The organism is Streptomyces sp. NPDC043726 (assembly GCF_056436565.1).
The window spans coordinates 228,275-245,694 of sequence record NZ_JBWKCI010000005.1; the positions used below are offsets into that span (position 1 = coordinate 228,275).

Sequence of the window (17,420 nt, forward strand, 5' to 3'; positions counted from 1 at the left end):
AGAGTGACAAAAGAGCGGTGATCGGGTCGTACGTGGCGGTGGGGGACAGCTTCACCGAGGGCGTCGGCGATCCCGGCCCCGACGGGGCGTTCGTCGGCTGGGCCGACCGGTTCGCGGTGCTCCTCGCGGACCGTCGGCCCGAGGGCGACTTCGGCTACACGAACCTGGCGGTGCGCGGCAAACTGCTGGACCAGATCGTGGCGGACCAGCTTCCGCGTGCCCTGGAACTCGCCCCGGACCTGGTCTCGTTCTGCGCCGGCGGCAACGACATCATCCGGCCCGGCACCGACCCCGACGAGGTCGCCGAGCGTTTCGAGCGGGCCGTCGCCCGGCTCACCGAAGCGGTCGGCACCGTCATGGTGACCACCGGCTTCGACACCCGCGGTGTGCCCGTGCTGAGGCATCTGCGCGGCAAGATCGCGACGTACAACCTGCATGTGCGGGCCATCGCCGACCGGTACGGCTGCCCGGTGCTCGACCTGTGGTCCCTGAAAACCGTGCAGGACCGGCGCGCCTGGGACGGCGACCGGCTGCACCTCTCGCCGGAGGGGCACACACGCGTGGCGCTGCGCGCCGGCCAGGTGCTCGGCCTCGAGGTGCCGGCCGACCCGGACCAGCCGTGGCCCCCGCTGCCGCCGCGCGGCACCTTCGAGGTCCGGCGGGACGACGTGCACTGGGCGCGTGAGTACCTGGTGCCGTGGATCGGACGCCGTCTGCGCGGGGAGTCCTCGGGCGACCACGTGACGGCCAAGGGCGCCCTGTCGCCGGGCGACATCAAGATGCGGATCGAGGCGGCGGTCTGAGCACCGTCGACCCGGCGCGCGGGGGGCTCGACCAGTGAGGTGACGGCGGGGGAGTGGTGCACGCGCGCGTGCGGGCCCCGGTGCTGGGATGGGCGCGAACCGCCCCGACGTCCGGAAGGCCGGCACCGTATGTCCGCACCGCTGCCCCGCACCACCGCCACCCTCGCCGTCGCCCTGCTCGCCCTCGGCCTGCCGTTCCTCGCCGCCGCACCGGCGACCGCCCTGACCGCCACCGCTCCCGCCTCCGCCGTATCGGTCGTGCGCGGCGCGCCGGAGTCGGCGACGGTCACCGTGACCGGTGTCGGGTCCGCGACCGCGGCGCCCGACCTGGCGACCGTCAGCGTCGGGGTGGAAGCCGTCGGCAAGACCTCCCAGGCCGCGCTGGAGGCCCAGAGCAAGGCCGCGAAGGCGCTGCTGAACGCGGCGCGGGAGCGGGGCGTGGGTGACCAGGACGTCCGTACCGAAGGGCTGACCCTGATGCCCGTGTACGACCACCAGGAGGGCAAGTCCGCCCTGACCGGCTATCAGGCCACGCAGATGTTCTCGCTCAAGGTCCGCGAGGTCGAGCGGACCGGCGAGGTCCTCCAGGCCGTCACGGACGCCACGGGCGACGCCGGCCGGATCCACGGCGTCGTCTTCGACGTGGCCGACCGCACCGAACTGCGGGCACGCGCGCGTGGCGCCGCGCACAGGGACGCGCACGCGAAGGCGCTCCAGTACGCCGAGTTGAGCGGGCGGCGGCTCGGCCGGCTGGTCTCCCTCACCGAGAGCACGTCCGGCGGCCCCTCCCCGCTGCCGCTGCCGGCGGACGTCGTCGCGGGCGGGGCGGGCGTGCCGGTCGCGCCGGGGGAGATCCAGGACGAGGTCCGGGTCACGGCGGTGTACGAGCTGGACTGACCGGGGCGGCTCACCGCGCCGCCGCGGTCAAGGCCTCCCGCTCCACGCCCAGTTCACGCGCGAGAGCCTCCTCGGCCCACTCCTGGGCCCGCGCGCGGGAGAGCGCGCCCTGGTAGGACGTCAGCTGGACGGCGAGCCCGTCCAGCAGGGCCGTCAGACGCAGCGCGGCGCCGGTGGGGTCGGGGCAGTGGAACTCGCCCGCGGCCACCCCTTCGGCGATGACCTCGGCGAGAGCGGCCTTCCACTCCCGGTCCAGGGCCTGGGTGACCTCGCGCAGCGCGGGCTCGCGCAGCGCCGCCGCCCAGCCCTCGATCCACAGCCGCCAGCCCTTGGCCTGGCCGGTGGGCGCGTACCAGCGCACGGCGGTGCGCAGCCGGCGCAGCGCGGTCGTACGGCGGCCGAGCAGCTTGCGCAGATGCGCCAGGTCGTCCTCGGCGGCGTACGCGAAGGCGGCGGCGACCAGCTTCTCCTTGGTGGAGAAGTGGTAGAGCACCAGGGCGTTGCTCACGCCGAGCGCCGAGGCCACGTCGGCGATCCTGACCGCCGCCACGCCCCGCGCCTCGATCTGCTCGATGGCGGCCCGCAGCAACTCCTCGCGCCGCTCCGCCACGCTCAACCGCACCCTCGCCACGCGGCTCACCCTAACGCCTGGGACCGGGGCGCTCCCGGCGGGTGGGCGGGTGCGCTCACCGATAGCTGCCGTACCGCTCCACGATCACCGGCAGCAGGTCCGCGGCGAGGGCGTGGGCCGCCGCGCGGGGGGTCGTGCCCTCGGTCTCCGCGCGGGTCAGCACGCGGTCGGTCAGGGTGCGCATCGCGCGGCGGGTGTGGGTGAAGGCCTCGGTCGCGTCCGGGCCGATGTCGCCGAAGAGCGTCCACCACCACCAGGCGTTCGTCCCGGAGTTGACCACGACGTCCGGCAGCACGGTGACGCCCCGCGCGGCCAGCAGGGCCTCTGCCTCGGGCAGGACCGGCATGTTGGCCGCCTCGACGATCCAGCGGGCGGTGATCCGCTCCTGGTTGACCGTGTCGACGGCGTACGACACGGCCGCGGGCACCAGCACCTCCGCCTCCGCCGACAGCCACGCGTCGCCCGGCAGCTCGCGGTCCCCGGGGCGCAGTGCGGCGCGGTCCACGATGCCGTAGCCGTCCCGTGCCGCGAGCAGGGCCTCGACGTCCAGGCCCGCCGGGTTGGCGACGGTGCCCTTGAGGTCGGCGACGGCGACCACCGTGAGCCCCGCGCGTGTGAGGAAGCGGGCCGTGGCCCCGCCCATGGTGCCGAGCCCCTGGACGGACACGCGCGTGCCCGCGTACGGCACCCCGGCCCGGTCGAGGGCCGTGAGCACCGACTCCGCGACCCCGCAGCCGCCGACCAGCTCGTCCAGGCCGATGCCGTCGACCTCCACGGCGAAGGCGTCCGCCAGCCGTCGCCGGGCGCCGGTCTCGTCGTCGAGCAGGGGGTACACCGCCTGGATCGACGACAGCAGCCCCGCCTCGGCGGCCGCCCGGTCCACCAGGTCCTGGCCGAGCCCGAGGTCCTCGCCCGTGGTCCAGCAGGTCTCGACGTACGGCCGTACCGCCCGCAGATAGCGCACGAGGAGGTCGTACGCGCCCGGATCCCGCGGATCGCAGTCGATGCCGCCCTTGGCGCCGCCGAGCGGGACGTAGCGGCCGGCCGGGTCGTAGTGCAGCGCTTCCTTCATGGACATGCCCCGGGCGAGGCCGGTGACCTCGTCCAGGGTGCAGCCCTCGCGCATCCGCAGCCCGCCGCTGGACACCCCGCGCACCAGGCCGTCGATCACGAGAAATCCCTGGCGGCCGGTGACGTGGTCGGTCCAGACGAGGGACAGCAGGGGGGCGGTCATGGGACTCCTTACTGAATTACCAGTCAGTATCCTGAGCGGGCGTCCGCACTGTCAACGTGTGCACGGATCTTCAGTGAGCGGCCGGCGAGGGTCGTTGTCACAGGCGGCGACCATAATGGGATGCCTCGACGACTCCACCTGGAGGTACCGTGACCGGTTTCCGTTCCCTGAGCTCCGTGCTCCGTGCGCTGGAGCCGGCGGGCTTCGGCGCGGAGCCGACCGGTGAGCGCCTGGCGCGCATCCGCAGATCGCCCCACTTCAAGGACGGCGTGTTCCAGAACCCCGGGGGAGTGGCGCGGACCCGGCCCTCCGGTTCGATGCTGGAGTTCGCGAAGGTCTTCTTCGCCAAGGACGAACGGCCGCGCAGATCCCCGCGCGGCACCGTGCCCGTGCACGCCACCACGCTCGCCGACCTCGCGCACCCGCCCGCCACCGGACTGCGGATCACCTGGATGGGGCACTCCAGCGTGCTCGCGGAGATCGACGGGCACCGGGTGCTCTTCGACCCGGTGTGGGGTGAGCGCTGCTCCCCGTTCTCCTTCGCCGGGCCCAAGCGGCTGCACCCGGTGCCGCTGCCGCTGGCCGCGCTCGGCCCGGTCGACGTCGTCGTGATCTCGCACGACCACTACGACCACCTGGACCTTCCCTCGATCAAGGCGCTGGCCGGCACCGACACGGTGTTCGCCGTGCCGCTCGGCGTCGGCGCCCACCTCGAGCGCTGGGGCGTGCCGGCCGACCGGCTGCGCGAGCTCGACTGGCACGAGTCGACCAAGATCGGCGGGCTGACCCTGACCGCCACCCCGGCCCGGCACTTCTGCGGGCGCGGTCTGCGCAACACCCAGCACACCCTGTGGGCCTCCTGGTCCGTCGCCGGGTCCGAGCACCGGATCTACCACAGCGGGGACACCGGCTACTTCGAGGGCTTCAAGGACATCGGCGCCGAGCACGGCCCGTTCGACGTCACGATGATCCAGCTCGGCGCCTACAGCGACTTCTGGCCGGACATCCACATGACGCCGGAGGAGGCCATGCGCGCCCACCTCGACCTCCAGGGCGGGCAGGCGCACGGCGTGCTGCTGCCGATCCACTGGGCCACCTTCAACCTCGCCACGCACGCGTGGGCGGAGCCCGGGGAGTGGACCAGGGACGCCGCCGACGAGGTCGGCCAGGCGGCCGCCTTCCCCCGGCCCGGTGAGCCCTTCGAGCCCGCCGGACTGCTGCCTGTGCAGCCGTGGTGGCGAGCCGTCTCCGCGCCCCTCACGCACTCGTGGCGCCGTCCGGAGTCCGTGCTCGCGGCCGCGGCAGAGAAGGCCGGACAGGCCGCGGTGACAGGAATGGACGCGGCGGGCAAGGCCGCAGGGACGGAAGAGGCCGCGGCGGCGGGCAAGGCCGCGGAGACGGGGAAGGCCGCGGCGGAGGGGAAGGGCGCTGAGCCCGGAGGGGGCGAGGGGCCGCAGGTCCGGACCGACCTGGACCTGGCGGGCGACCGCTGAAGGCGGGCAGCCGCCGACACGGTGGGTGACGGTCGGGCCAAACCCCCCGGGAGTGTGAAGGCGGCCCCGGCGGGTTGACGGCGGTCCGGGAAAAAGTGAACGGCGAGGGCCGGGAAGCGTGGGGCTTCCCGGCCCTCGCCGTGCGTCTATGACCGCTTCCGACCAGGTGTGATCGGCATCTTTTCGTTCGAGGGCGAGGTTCGACAGTCGCTGTCGGTCTCCTTGGTGAAGCCTCATACCAGAGCCGCACTCCGCGCGTGCGAGTTTGTCAACTGCCCACCGCACATGATGCGTTGCCGACTACTGTCAGTGCCCGTCGGACGACGCAGGGCCGTCTTTTTTGCGCTCTCCCGACCGACATCGCGATGGCGCACGCCCGACGGACAGTACGAGGACCCCGATGTCTCACCTCCGCCCACCGGCCGCACGCGCAGACCGCCGTGAAGGCGGGCGGCACGGTCGGCCTGTCGCCCGCCCCACGCCCGCGCTGCCCGAGACGCACATACGGCCGCAGCTGCTGCGGCTCGCCGTGCTTCCGCCGGTCGCGGTCGCCCTCGCCGCCTGCGCGGCCGTGCTGTTCACCGTCCGCACCACCGGCGCCCGGCCGAGCCTCACCCTGTGGGCCATGCTCACCGGCGCCGTCGCGGTCGCCCTCGCCGGCATCGTGATCGCCGCCGTGGTCGCCGAACGCACCGCCCGCTGCCTGAGCGAGCGCATCGGCGCCCTGCGCCGCAGCAGCGCCCGCGGCGAGGCCGACCTGCGGGCCCTCGTCGAGTCCCTGCGCCGGGGCGACACCCCGACCCGCCGCAAACCACGCAGCCGCCCGCCCGAGGACGCCGACGACCTCGACCTGCTCGCCGCCGACCTGGCCCGCGCCCACGACGGGGCCGTCACCGCCGTCGTCCAGGCCGCGCAGCTCTCCAGCCAGGCCGGCAGCGAACAGAAGCTGGAGGTCTTCGTCAACCTCGCGCGCCGGCTGCAGTCGCTCGTGCACCGCGAGATCTCGATCCTCGACGAGCTGGAGAACGAGATCGAGGACCCCGACCTGCTCAAGGGCCTGTTCCACGTGGACCACCTCGCCACCCGGATCCGCCGCCACGCCGAGAACCTCGCCGTCCTCGGCGGCGCCGTCTCCCGCCGGCAGTGGAGCAACCCGGTCTCCATGACGGAGGTGCTGCGTTCGGCCATCGCCGAGGTCGAGCAGTACTCCCGGGTCAAGCTCGTGCCGCCCATCGACGGCACCCTGCGCGGCCACGCCGTCGCCGACGTCATCCACCTGCTCGCCGAACTCGTCGAGAACGCCACCGTGTTCTCCGCCCCGCACACCCAGGTGCTGCTGCGCGCCAACCTCGTCACCTCGGGGCTCGCCGTCGAGGTCGAGGACCGCGGGCTCGGCATGCCCGTCGGCGAGCAGGAGCGGATGAACGCGCTGCTCGCCGACCCCGACCAGGTCAACGTCGCCAGCCTGCTGGCGGACGGCCGCATCGGCCTGTTCGTCGTCTCCCAGCTCGCCCGCCGGCACGGCATCAACGTCCGGCTCCAGACCAACATCTACGGCGGCGTCCAGGCCGTGCTCGTCGTCCCGCAGGGCCTGCTGGGCGCCGAGCCGGGCAGCCCCGCGGCGGTGGCGGGCGGCGCCGCCACGGCCGTAGCGCAGCAGCCGGCGCAGGCGCAGCCGGCCGCGCGGCCGGTGGCACCGCCTCAGCCGCAGCGGCCGGGGCCCCGGGCCGCCGCGCCCACGGCGAACGGCAGCGGGCCCGTGCCCCTGCCCGTGCGCGGGGCCCACGAGGACCGGCGCACCATCGCCGAGGCCGTACCGGGCATCCGGCCCGAGGACCGGCACATCGTCGCCGAGCACACCGCCGCCCCGCCCACCCCGCGCTCCGGCGCCGTGCGCGGCACCATGGGCAAGCCCCAGCTGCCCCGGCGCCGCGCCCAGGAACACATCGCCCCCCAACTGCGCGACGGCCCCGCCCCGCGTCAGGAACCCGAGCACGTCCCCGGGCACGACCCCGGCCTCATGGCCGCCTTCCAGCGCGGCATCGGCCTCGCCGAGGCCCAACAGCACCTGGAGTCGGAGGACTTGGACCACACCGGCGCGGACTTCATGGAGGCGGACGTGCCCACGGCGCGCATAACCGAGGCACGCCCCGCGCACCTGTCCCGCCCCGAGCACACCCACCGGCACGACGGGAGCGCGACAGCCGGATGACCACGCACGCACCCACCCCCACCCCCACGCCCAGCGCTCCCGCAGACCTTCGTACCTCAAGGAGTCGATCCATCATGGCGAGCGAAGCGCCGACCGGCCATGCGTCCGATCTCGACTGGCTGATGAGCGGCCTCGTGCAGCGCGTCCCGCACACCAGCAGTGCGGTGCTCCTCTCCTGCGACGGGCTCGTGAAGTCGGTCCACGGCCTCGACGCGGACAGCGCCGACCACATGGCCGCCCTGGCCTCCGGGCTGTACTCCCTCGGGCGCAGCGCCGGGATCCGCTTCGGTGACGGCGGAGACGTCCGCCAGGTCGTCGTCGAACTCGACTCGACCCTGCTGTTCGTGACCACCGCCGGATCCGGCACCTGTCTCGCGGTACTGGCCGGCCGCGAGGCCGATGCCGCCGTGCTCGGCTACGAGATGGCCATGCTGGTCAAGAGCGTCCGCCCCTACCTGGTCACCGCCCCCCGGCAGCACGCCGTCGAACCGTCGGCGTCGAGGCCTTGAGCGTGGCGGCGGCCGGCGACGGGCCCTGGCTCGACGACGCGGCCGGACGGCTGGTGCGCCCCTTCACGGTCAGCAACGGCCGGACCCGGCCCACCGTCGCCCTCGACCTGATCTCCCAGGTGATGGCCACCGGGGCGACCCCCCTCGGCTATCTGGGCCCCGAACACACGGAGGCGCTCGACCTGTGCCGCGCCCCCGTCTCGGTCGCCGAGGTCGCGGCCCACCTGAAGCTGCCGGCGGCGGTGACCAAGGTGCTGCTGTCCGACCTCGTCGACTGCGGGGCGCTCACCACCAAGCCCCCCGAGTTCCACCACAACCCGACTGACCGGGCTCTTCTGGAGGCAGTGCTCGATGGACTACGACGACAGCTCTGACCACGACGGCGGCGACCCGTTCCCCACCGCGCTGAAGATCCTGGTGGCGGGCGGCTTCGGGGTCGGCAAGACGACCTTCGTCGGCGCCGTCAGCGAGATCGCACCGCTGAGCACCGAGGAGCTGCTCACCACGGTCAGCGCCGCGACCGACAACCTCGACGGCGTCGAGAACAAGGTCGAGACCACGGTGGCCATGGACTTCGGCCGCATCACCCTCGACCCGCAGCATGTCCTGTACCTGTTCGGCACGCCCGGACAGGAGCGGTTCTGGTTCATGTGGGACGAGCTCTGCGAGGGCGCGCTCGGCGCGGTCATCCTCGCCGACACCCGGCGCCTGGAGGACTGCTTCGCCGCCGTCGACTTCTTCGAGCAGCGCGGCCTCGGCTTCATCCTCGCGATCAACGAGTTCGACGGCTCCTACCGCTACGACCCCGAGGAGGTCCGCACCGCCCTCGACCTCGATCCCGACGTCCCCGTCGTGCGCTGCGACGCCCGGATCTCCAGCTCGGGCGTCCAGACCCTGCTGACCCTGGTCAAGCACCTCATCGCCCATGCCCCGGCCGCCCCCACCGGCCATATCGCCCACATGTGATCCCCGCACACCCCAACGGAGCCCGCCCATGTCATACGACCACAGCGACGGAGTGCGCCGATGAGCTACGACCCGCCCCGCCCGGCCGGTCGTCTGCTGCTCACCCCGGAGGACAAGGAGGCCCCGGCCCGCGCGCGCCGACTGCGCGGGCTGGGACTCGGGGAACGCAACGATCCCGCCCTCGACGCCTACGCGGGCCATCTCGCCGAGGTCACCGGGGCGCCGTACGCGATGGTCAACTTCCTCGACGAGCACCGGCAGTTCTTCGCGGGCCTGTGCCGCCCGGCGAGCGTGCCGTACCGCAAGGGCGACGGCACCGGCCCCGAGGTCGGCCGCAGCCTGCCCCGCGACCACGGCTTCTGCCCGCATGTCGTCGTCCGGCGCAAGGCGCTGGTCCTCGAGGACGTGCTCGACTACCCGCGCTTCGCGGGCAACCCGGTCGTCGACGAGTTCGGCATCCGCTCCTACCTCGGCGCGCCCCTCATCGACAGCACGGGCATGGTCCTGGGGACGGTGTGCGTGGCCGACGTGGCGCCCCGGACCTGGGGCAGGACCGGCCTGGAGACGATCAAGTCCACCGCCGCGGACCTCGCCGTACGGCTCGAACAGCGGGACGACGGCGGACTGCCGAGGTGAGGGTGTGAAGCGGAGCTTGGGCCGCGGTTAAGAAATCCTCGATGGACCAGGGGCGCGACGGTACGGCAGATTGCAGTGGTCACCACTCCTCTTCCCGGGTCCGGGCTGTTTCGGCATGCCCATGTCCGGGATCTCACCCTCAGGAGCCGTACGCGTGAAGGCGCTGGTCAAGGAGAAGGCGGAGCCCGGGCTCTGGCTCGCGGACGTCCCCGAGCCCGCCGTCGGACCCGGCGACGTACTCATCAAGGTGCTGCGCACCGGCATCTGCGGCACCGACCTGCACATCCGGTCCTGGGACGGCTGGGCGCAGCAGGCGATCCGCACCCCGCTGGTGCTCGGGCACGAGTTCGTCGGCGAGGTCGTGGAGACCGGCCGGGACGTCACCGACATCAAGCCCGGCGACCGGGTCAGCGGCGAGGGTCACCTGGTGTGCGGCAAGTGCCGCAACTGCCTGGCCGGACGCCGGCACCTGTGCCGGGCCACGATCGGGCTCGGAGTCGGCCGGGACGGCGCCTTCGCCGAGTACGTCGCCCTGCCCGCCGGCAATGTGTGGGTGCACCGGGTCCCGGTCGACCTCGACGTCGCCGCGATCTTCGACCCGTTCGGCAACGCCGTGCACACCGCGCTGTCCTTCCCGCTGGTCGGCGAGGACGTGCTGATCACCGGCGCGGGCCCGATCGGTCTGATGGCCGCCGCGGTGGCCCGGCACGCGGGCGCCCGCAATGTCGTCATCACCGATGTCAGCGAGGAGCGCCTGGACCTGGCCCGGAAGATCGGTGTGAGCCTGGCGCTCAATGTGGCGGAGACCCGGATCGCCGACGGACAGCGGGAGTTGGGGCTGCGCGAGGGCTTCGACATCGGCCTGGAGATGTCCGGCCGGCCCGAGGCCATGCGCGACATGATCGCCAACATGACGCACGGCGGCCGGATCGCCATGCTGGGCCTGCCCGCCGAGGAGTTCCCGGTCGACTGGGCCCGGATCGTCACCTCGATGATCACCATCAAGGGCATCTACGGCCGCGAGATGTTCGAGACCTGGTACGCGATGTCGGTCCTGCTGGAGGCCGGCCTCGACCTCAGCCCCGTGATCACCGGCCGCTACGACTACCGCGACTTCGAGGCGGCCTTCGCGGACGCGGCGAGCGGCCGCGGCGGCAAGGTCATCCTCGACTGGACTGCGTAACCCTTAGGAGCTTCTTCGATGTTCGACTCCGTGCGCGACGACCTGCGCACCACTCTCGACGAGATCCGTGCCGCCGGGCTGCACAAGCCCGAGCGGGTCATCGGCAGCCCGCAGTCCGCGACCGTCGAGGTCACCGCCGGCGGACAGCCCGGTGAGGTGCTCAACTTCTGCGCCAACAACTACCTCGGTCTCGCCGACCACCCCGAGGTGATCGCCGCCGCCCACCAGGCGCTGGACCGCTGGGGCTACGGCATGGCGTCGGTGCGCTTCATCTGCGGTACGCAGGAGGTGCACAAGGAGCTGGAGGCGCGGCTCTCCGCCTTCCTCTGCCAGGAGGACACGATCCTGTACTCCTCCTGCTTCGACGCCAACGGCGGTGTCTTCGAGACGCTGCTCGGCCCCGAGGACGCGGTGATCTCCGACGCCCTCAACCACGCCTCGATCATCGACGGCATCCGGCTGTCCAAGGCCCGCCGCCTCCGCTACGCCAACCGTGATCTGGCCGACCTGGAACAGCAGTTGAAGGAGGCGCAGACCGCCCGCCGCCGGCTGATCGTCACCGACGGCGTCTTCTCCATGGACGGCTATGTCGCGCCGCTCGCCGAGATCTGCGACCTCGCCGACCGCTACGACGCCATGGTGATGGTCGACGACTCGCACGCCGTCGGCTTCGTCGGCCCCAGCGGCCGCGGCACCCCCGAGCTGCACGGCGTCATGGACCGCGTCGACATCATCACCGGCACCCTCGGCAAGGCCCTCGGCGGCGCCTCCGGCGGTTATGTCGCCGCCCGCGCGGAGATCGTCGCCCTGCTCCGGCAGCGCTCCCGCCCGTACCTGTTCTCCAACACCCTCGCCCCGGTGATCGCCGCGGCCTCCCTGAAGGTGCTGGACCTGCTGGAGTCCGCCGACGACCTGCGGGTCAGGCTCCGCGAGAACACCGCGCTGTTCCGCCGCCGGATGACCGAGGAGGGCTTCGACATCCTCCCCGGCGACCACGCCATCGCCCCCGTCATGATCGGCGACGCGGCCGAGGCGGGCCGGATGGCCGAGCTGCTGCTGGAGCGCGGGGTGTACGTGATCGGGTTCTCCTACCCGGTCGTGCCGCAGGGCCAGGCCCGCATCCGCGTCCAGCTGTCCGCCGCGCACTCCACCGAGGACGTCGACCGGGCCGTCGACGCCTTCGTCGCCGCCCGGGCGGAGCTGGCCGGCTGACCTGAGACAATCGACGGGTGATCGAAGCGCGGCGGCTCCACATCCTTCGTGCGGTGGCGGACCATCGCACGGTGACAGCGGCTGCCGCCGCGCTGTATCTCACGCCCTCGGCGGTGTCGCAGCAGCTCACGGCCCTGGAGCAGGAGACGGGCCACCGGCTGGTGGAGCGCAGTGCCAAGGGCGTACGGCTCACCCCGGCCGGTGAAATCCTGCTCAGCCACACCAACGCGGTCCTCGCCCAGCTGGAGCGGGCCGAGGCGGAGCTGGCCGCGTACGGCTCGGGGGCGGCCGGCACGGTCACCGTCGCCTCCTTCGCGACCGGGATCGCCCAGGTCGTCGCCCCGGCCGTGGCCCGCCTCGCGGACGCGGCGCCCGGCATCAGGATCCGGGTCCAGGACGCCGAGGGGGACGCCAGCCTGCCGATGGTGCTGGACCGGCAGGTCGACATTGCGGTCGCCGTCGAGTACCGCGGCGCCCCGCCCGCCGACGATCCCCGGCTGAGCCACCTCCCGCTGTACGCCGAGCCCTTCGACGCGGTGGTGCCGATGACGCACCGGCTCGCCGATGTGGCCGAGGTGCCGCTGGGGGAGCTGGCCAAGGACCCGTGGATCGGGCCGTACCCCGGCAACCCCTGCCATGACGTGGTCGTCCTCGCCTGCGAGAGCGCCGGCTTCCAGCCGCGTCTGGAGCACTCCTCGGACGATTTCCGCGCGGTGGTGGCGCTGGCCTCGGCGGACGTCGGCGTCGCCCTGGTGCCGCGCTCGGCGCTGCGCGGCATGGACCTGACCGGCGTGGTCGTCCGCCCGGTCGACGGGGTGGCACCCACGCGCCGGGTCTTCGCGGCCGTACGCCGGGGCGCGGAGGAGCATCCGCTGATCCGGCCGGTGCTGGACGCGCTGGTGGCCGCGGCGGAGGGCTAGAGGGGGTCGGGAACCGGCCGCGCGCCTTCCGGAGTCTGGGTTGTCATGCGTGTGACGATGATCCTTCCGGCCCTCACCGAGGCGACCAGCCCGCTGTTCCGGCCCATCAAGTACTCGCTGTTCCCGCCGCTCGGCCTCGCCACCCTGGCCGGCTATCTGGACCCCGGCGACGAGGTCACCCTCCACGACGAGCACGTCGAGCGGATCGACCTGGAGTCCCTGGACACCCCCGATCTGCTGGTCGTCCAGCCGTACATCACCTCGGCCCGGCGCAGCTACGAGATAGCCGACCACTTCCGGGCCCGGGGTGTGCATGTCGCCATGGGCGGACTGCATGTCACCTCGCTGCCCGAGGAGGCGGCGGCCCACGCAGACACGATCTTCACCGGCCCCGGGGAGGACACCTGGCCGCTGTTCCTGAAGGACTTCCGTGACGGCGTCCCCGCCCGGCGCTACGACTCGACGCGACGGACGCTGGCCGGACTGCCGCCGGTACGACGGGATCTGATCAAACGTCATCTGTACCTGGTGCCGAACTCGATCGTGGTGTCGAGGGGTTGTCCGCACCACTGCGACTTCTGCTACAAGGACGCCTTCTTCGAGGGCGGGAAGTCCTTCTACACCCAGGCCGTCGACGACGCCCTGGCCGAGATCGACCGCCTGCCCGGCCGTCATCTCTACTTCCTCGACGACCACCTGCTCGGCAACCGCCGCTTCGCCGAGGCCCTGTTCGACGGCATGAAGGGCATGGGCCGGCTGTGGCAGGCGGCCGGCACGGTCAACTCCGTCCTGAAGCCTGACCTGTTGGAGCGTGCGGTGGAGGCGGGGCTGCGCAGCCTGTTCGTCGGGTTCGAGACCGTCAACGACGCCAACCTCGCCGAGCGCCGCAAGAACCAGAACATCGGCACCGACTACGCGGCGGCGGTACGGCGGCTGCACGACGCCGGAGTCATGGTCAACGCCAGTTTCGTCTTCGGGCTCGACCAGGACGGCCCCGACGTCTTCGACCGGACCGTGGCCTGGGCGGTGGAGCAGGGCATCGAGACGGCGACCTTCCACATCATGACGCCGTATCCGTCGACCGGACTGTGGAAGCAGCTGGAGGCCGAGGACCGGATCGTGCACCGGGACTGGGATCTGTACGACACCCGTCACGTCGTCCACCGGCCCAAGCGCATGACACCGCGTCAGCTGGAGGACGGGTACTGGCGGGCGTACCGCGACTTCTACCGCTGGTCCAGCATCTGGCGGGGTGCGGCGGCCCAGCCCGGGACGCACGAGCGGCTGCGGCACCTCGCGTACGCGGGCGGGTGGAAGAAGTTCGAGCCCGCGTGGGATCTGCTGATCCGGTCGAAGCGGGTGGTGCGCGCGCTGCCGGCGCTGGAGCGGACGCTGGCGGCCTTCGGCGGGAGGGAGTGACTGCTGTTTCATATGTGGGATATGGTCCCGAATATGAAACAGGCTGTCGTGGAGGACGGGCCCGATCCCGTCGACGTCCGGCTCGCCGCCCGGCTGGCCGAGCTGCGGGCCGCCCACGGGTGGTCGCTGGGTGAGGTGGCGGAGCGCAGCGGGGTCAGCAAGTCGACCCTGTCCCGGGCCGAGCGGGCGGAGATCAGCCCCACCGCCTCGCTGCTGAACCGGCTGTGCGGGGTGTACGGGCGGACCATGTCCCAGTTGCTCAGCGAGGTGGAACCCGAGCCCGCCCCGCTGGTGCGGGCCGCCGAGCAGCAGGTCTGGTCGGACCGGGCCTCCGGGTTCGTACGGCGGTCCGTGTCCCCGCCGCACCCCGGGTTGCGCGGCGAGCTGATCGAGGGGCGGCTGGCCCCGGGCGCCGATATCGCCTACGACCGGCCGCCCGTGCCGGGTCTGGAGCAGCACGTCTGGGTCCTGGAGGGGGCGCTCGACGTGACGGTGCAGGACGCCGGGCACCACCTGGACGCCGGGGACTGTCTGCGGCTGCGGGTGTGGGGGCCGACACGGTTCCGGTGCGGCGGTCCGGGCGAGGCGCGGTACGTGCTGGCGGTGGTGCTGCCGTGATCGTCACGCGTCTGGACGAGGACCAACTGTCGGACTGCGTCGACCAGTTGGCGGATCTGCTGGTGGACACCGTGGCGGGGGGCGCGTCGATCGGCTTCCTCGCACCCCTGGACCGCGCGGAGGCGCGGGCCTGGTGGAAGGCGCGGGCGGACGGGCGGTTCGCCGTGTGGGTCGCGCTCGACGGCGGGCGGATCGTCGGCACTGTCGGCCTCGCCTTCCCCGACAAGCCCAACAGCCGCCATCGCGCCGAGCTGGTCAAGCTGATGGTGCACCGGGAGGCCCGGGGACGCGGCCTCGGCCGCACGCTCCTGGCCACCGCCGAGGAGGCGGCCGGCGCCGCGGGCGTCACCCTGCTCCACCTGGACACCGAGACCGACAGCCCCGCGGAGCAGCTGTACCGCTCGGCGGGGTGGACGCGAGCCGGGGTGATCCCCGACTACGCGGCGGACCCGGGCGGAGTGCTGCGGCCGACGACCCTGTACTACAAGCGCATCGGCACCGGCTGACTGTCAGTGCGAGCGGCTACGGTGCCTGCCATGCACGATGCCGAAGACGTACGCCGTATCGCCCTGTCCCTGCCGGACACGACGGAGAAGATCGCCTGGAGCATGCCCACGTTCCGGGTGGCGGGGAAGATGTTCGCCACGCTGCCCGAGGAGGAGACCTCCATCGCGGTGCGCTGCCCCAAGGAGGAGCGCGACGAACTGGTGCTGGCCGAGCCGGACAAGTTCTGGATCGCCGATCACGAGGCGCAGTTCGCCTGGGTGCGCGTGCGGCTCGCGGCACTGGAGGACGAGGGGGAGCTGCGGGACATCCTCGCCGACTCCTGGCGTCAGGCGGCGCCCACCCGACTCCTGGAGGCCTACCCGGAGTTGGGGCTGCCGGGCGCCGAGTGAAATCCCTCGGGCATTGTCAGTGCCGCGTGGCATGATCCGGAGGCGAGCGTGGCAGCCGGGGCGGAGGGGGCTCCGGCTGCCTCAGGGGCGGGTGTGCGCGGAGGGGAGCGGGGGGCATGGCGAGGGGGCTGTCGAAGCCGGTGCCGGAGGGGGCGGCCGGGGGTCATCCCGTGTGGTCCCGTGACTTCGGCCTGTTCTTCGTGGCCCGTGCGGTCGCCCGGCTCGGTGACACCATGCTGCCGGTGGCCCTCGCCGCCGGACTGCTCCAGCACGGCTACGGCGCGGGCGCGGTCGGCCTCGCCATGGCCGCCACCGCCGCCGCCTTCGCCGGGTTCGTCGTCTTCGGCGGGGTGATCGCCGACCGGTTCAGCACGCGGCTGCTGATGATCTGGGCGGACGTGGTGCGCCTGGGCACCCAGGCGCTGGCCGCCGGTCTGTTCTTCACCGGGCACGTGGTGCTGTGGGAGATCTGCGCGATCGGCTTCGTCAACGGCGTCGCGGGCGCCGTCTTCCAGCCGGGCGTCGCGAGCACGACACCCCGGCTGGCCGCCGATGTCCAGGGCGCGAACGGCGCGATACGCATCGCGGAGTCGGCGGCCCAGCTGGCCGGGCCGGCCCTCGCCGGCGCCCTGGTGGGCCTCGCCTCCCCGGGCGGGGTCTTCGCGGCCCACGCGGCGACGTACGCCGTGAGCGCGCTGTGCCTGCTGCTGCTCCGCCTGCCCCCGCTGCCCTCCGGCGGCGCCCCGGCACCGAGCACCTTCCGGGCGGACCTGGTCGAGGGCTGGCGGGAGTTCAGGTCACGCGCCTGGCTCTGGGGCGTGATCGCCGTCTGGTGTCTCTACATGCTCACCGTCTGGGGCCCGAGCATCCCCCTGGTGGCGACGGAGGTCGTACAGGAACACGGCCCCGGCGCCTACGGCCTGATCAACTCCGCCCTGGGCGCCGGCACCGTGGTCGGCGGCCTGCTGGCCCTGCGGCTGCGCCCGCGCCGCATGCTCCGCGCGGGCGCGATCAGCCTCTTCGCCTTCGTCGGCTTCCCGGCGACGGTGGGCCTCGGCCTGGACGTACCGGCGATGGCGGCCGGTGCCGCCGTGGCGGGGGCGGGCATGTCCTTCTGGAGCGTGATGTGGGCGACCACCGTCCAGACCCAGGTCCCGCCCGAGGTCCTCAACCGCATCCACGCCTACGACGTGGCGGGCTCCCTGGCGATGATGCCGGTCGGCCAGGCCCTGGCGGGGCCCTCGGCCGCCGCCCTCGGCACCGACCAGGTGCTCCTGGTGGCGGCCGTGATGAGCCTGGTCGTGGCCGCGACCCTGCTCGCGGTGCGCCCGATCCGGGACCTGGAACGCGTCGACGCGCCGACCACCGGCTCGATGCCCGCCGGGGACCCGGAGCGGGTGGGCACCGAATAAACCGGTGCGCGACCACCGAGCCGAGTGCGGTATTGTTTCCATGTTCGTTCGGCCGGGGGAAAGACCAGGTCAGACGGGCATCGGGACGTGGCGCAGCTTGGTAGCGCACTTGACTGGGGGTCAAGGGGTCGCAGGTTCAAATCCTGTCGTCCCGACCAGCTTCATCGCAGGTCGGAGGCCGTCTTCTCAGAGATGAGAGGACGGCCTTTCGTCGTCTCCGTCGCTGCTTTTCTCAGAGACGGACCGTCAGTTCCACCGCCACCTCGTCGCCCGCCGAGAGCCGCTCCGGCTTGCGTACCGCCGCCTTCAGGGGCTCCAGGTCACGCCATTCGATCACCTTGCCGGTGAAGGTGAGATCCACTGAGTCGTCTCCAGCCGG

At 72.7% G+C, this 17,420-nt stretch carries 18 protein-coding genes, 1 tRNA gene and 1 pseudogene; 17 read left to right on the forward strand and 3 right to left on the reverse strand.

Features of this window, described 5'->3' with window-relative positions; translation table 11 throughout:
- Positions 1-17 precede the first annotated feature (17 nt).
- Together AC068Z_RS16610 and AC068Z_RS16615 are read left to right on the forward strand one after the other, a co-directional pair.
- Complete coding sequence (locus AC068Z_RS16610; protein WP_478555748.1) at positions 18-803, forward strand: SGNH/GDSL hydrolase family protein; 786 nt, start codon at positions 18-20, stop codon at positions 801-803.
- Positions 804-932: 129 nt separating this feature from the next.
- Positions 933-1,700, forward strand: a complete 768-nt coding sequence (locus tag AC068Z_RS16615; RefSeq protein WP_478555750.1) for an SIMPL domain-containing protein — start codon at positions 933-935, stop codon at positions 1,698-1,700.
- Positions 1,701-1,710: 10 nt separating this feature from the next.
- Here AC068Z_RS16615 and AC068Z_RS16620 read toward each other — a convergent pair whose 3' ends face one another.
- Entirely contained in the window at positions 1,711-2,331 is a 621-nt protein-coding gene (locus AC068Z_RS16620; RefSeq protein WP_478555752.1) for a TetR/AcrR family transcriptional regulator, read from the reverse strand.
- A gap of 55 nt (positions 2,332-2,386) precedes the next feature.
- Positions 2,387-3,565, reverse strand: a complete 1,179-nt coding sequence (locus tag AC068Z_RS16625; protein ID WP_478555754.1) for a Glu/Leu/Phe/Val dehydrogenase dimerization domain-containing protein — start codon at positions 3,563-3,565, stop codon at positions 2,387-2,389.
- Positions 3,566-3,714: 149 nt separating this feature from the next.
- Between AC068Z_RS16625 and AC068Z_RS16630 the strand changes: the two are divergent.
- From AC068Z_RS16630 to AC068Z_RS16700, 15 genes and pseudogenes are all read left to right on the forward strand, one after another.
- Positions 3,715-4,857 (forward strand): annotated as a pseudogene (locus AC068Z_RS16630) (MBL fold metallo-hydrolase); the annotation flags it as partial.
- 601 nt (positions 4,858-5,458) lie between these two features.
- Positions 5,459-7,270, forward strand: coding sequence for a sensor histidine kinase (locus AC068Z_RS16635; protein WP_478555756.1), 1,812 nt, complete (start codon positions 5,459-5,461; stop codon positions 7,268-7,270).
- 74 nt (positions 7,271-7,344) lie between these two features.
- Entirely contained in the window at positions 7,345-7,779 is a 435-nt protein-coding gene (locus AC068Z_RS16640) for a roadblock/LC7 domain-containing protein (protein ID WP_478555758.1), read from the forward strand.
- Positions 7,780-7,781: 2 nt separating this feature from the next.
- Positions 7,782-8,153 carry a DUF742 domain-containing protein gene (locus AC068Z_RS16645; protein WP_269664727.1) on the forward strand — a complete coding sequence of 124 codons (372 nt, stop codon included), beginning with the start codon at positions 7,782-7,784 and terminating at the stop codon, positions 8,151-8,153.
- Positions 8,131-8,745, forward strand: coding sequence for a GTP-binding protein (locus AC068Z_RS16650; protein ID WP_478555759.1), 615 nt, complete (start codon positions 8,131-8,133; stop codon positions 8,743-8,745). The genes AC068Z_RS16645 and AC068Z_RS16650 overlap by 23 nt, the downstream gene beginning before the upstream one ends.
- A 60-nt stretch (positions 8,746-8,805) precedes the next feature.
- Positions 8,806-9,381, forward strand: a complete 576-nt coding sequence (locus tag AC068Z_RS16655; protein WP_478555761.1) for a GAF domain-containing protein — start codon at positions 8,806-8,808, stop codon at positions 9,379-9,381.
- Between the two features lie 154 nt (positions 9,382-9,535).
- Positions 9,536-10,564, forward strand: coding sequence for an L-threonine 3-dehydrogenase (gene tdh / locus AC068Z_RS16660; RefSeq protein WP_478555763.1), 1,029 nt, complete (start codon positions 9,536-9,538; stop codon positions 10,562-10,564).
- A gap of 18 nt (positions 10,565-10,582) precedes the next feature.
- Entirely contained in the window at positions 10,583-11,776 is a 1,194-nt protein-coding gene (locus AC068Z_RS16665; RefSeq protein WP_478555765.1) for a glycine C-acetyltransferase, read from the forward strand.
- A 17-nt stretch (positions 11,777-11,793) separates the two neighbouring features.
- A complete protein-coding gene (locus AC068Z_RS16670) occupies positions 11,794-12,696 on the forward strand; it encodes a LysR substrate-binding domain-containing protein (RefSeq protein WP_478555767.1) in 903 nt (300 codons plus the stop codon).
- Between the two features lie 45 nt (positions 12,697-12,741).
- On the forward strand, positions 12,742-14,115 hold the full coding sequence (locus AC068Z_RS16675; RefSeq protein WP_478555769.1) for a B12-binding domain-containing radical SAM protein: 1,374 nt from the start codon (positions 12,742-12,744) through the stop codon (positions 14,113-14,115).
- Between the two features lie 33 nt (positions 14,116-14,148).
- Positions 14,149-14,733, forward strand: coding sequence for a helix-turn-helix domain-containing protein (locus AC068Z_RS16680; protein WP_478555771.1), 585 nt, complete (start codon positions 14,149-14,151; stop codon positions 14,731-14,733).
- Entirely contained in the window at positions 14,730-15,239 is a 510-nt protein-coding gene (locus tag AC068Z_RS16685) for an N-acetyltransferase family protein (protein WP_478555773.1), read from the forward strand. The genes AC068Z_RS16680 and AC068Z_RS16685 overlap by 4 nt, the downstream gene beginning before the upstream one ends.
- Positions 15,240-15,269: 30 nt before the next feature.
- Positions 15,270-15,629 (forward strand): MmcQ/YjbR family DNA-binding protein, encoded by a 360-nt coding sequence (locus tag AC068Z_RS16690; protein WP_478555775.1) that lies wholly within the window; start codon positions 15,270-15,272, stop codon positions 15,627-15,629.
- A 116-nt stretch (positions 15,630-15,745) separates the two neighbouring features.
- Positions 15,746-17,041, forward strand: coding sequence for an MFS transporter (locus AC068Z_RS16695; protein ID WP_478555777.1), 1,296 nt, complete (start codon positions 15,746-15,748; stop codon positions 17,039-17,041).
- An 81-nt stretch (positions 17,042-17,122) separates the two neighbouring features.
- Positions 17,123-17,199 (forward strand) — tRNA-Pro (locus tag AC068Z_RS16700).
- A gap of 74 nt (positions 17,200-17,273) precedes the next feature.
- On the opposite strand, the gene AC068Z_RS16705 is transcribed toward AC068Z_RS16700, so the two are convergent.
- Entirely contained in the window at positions 17,274-17,402 is a 129-nt protein-coding gene (locus AC068Z_RS16705; protein WP_478555779.1) for a hypothetical protein, read from the reverse strand.
- Positions 17,403-17,420: the final 18 nt, after the last annotated feature.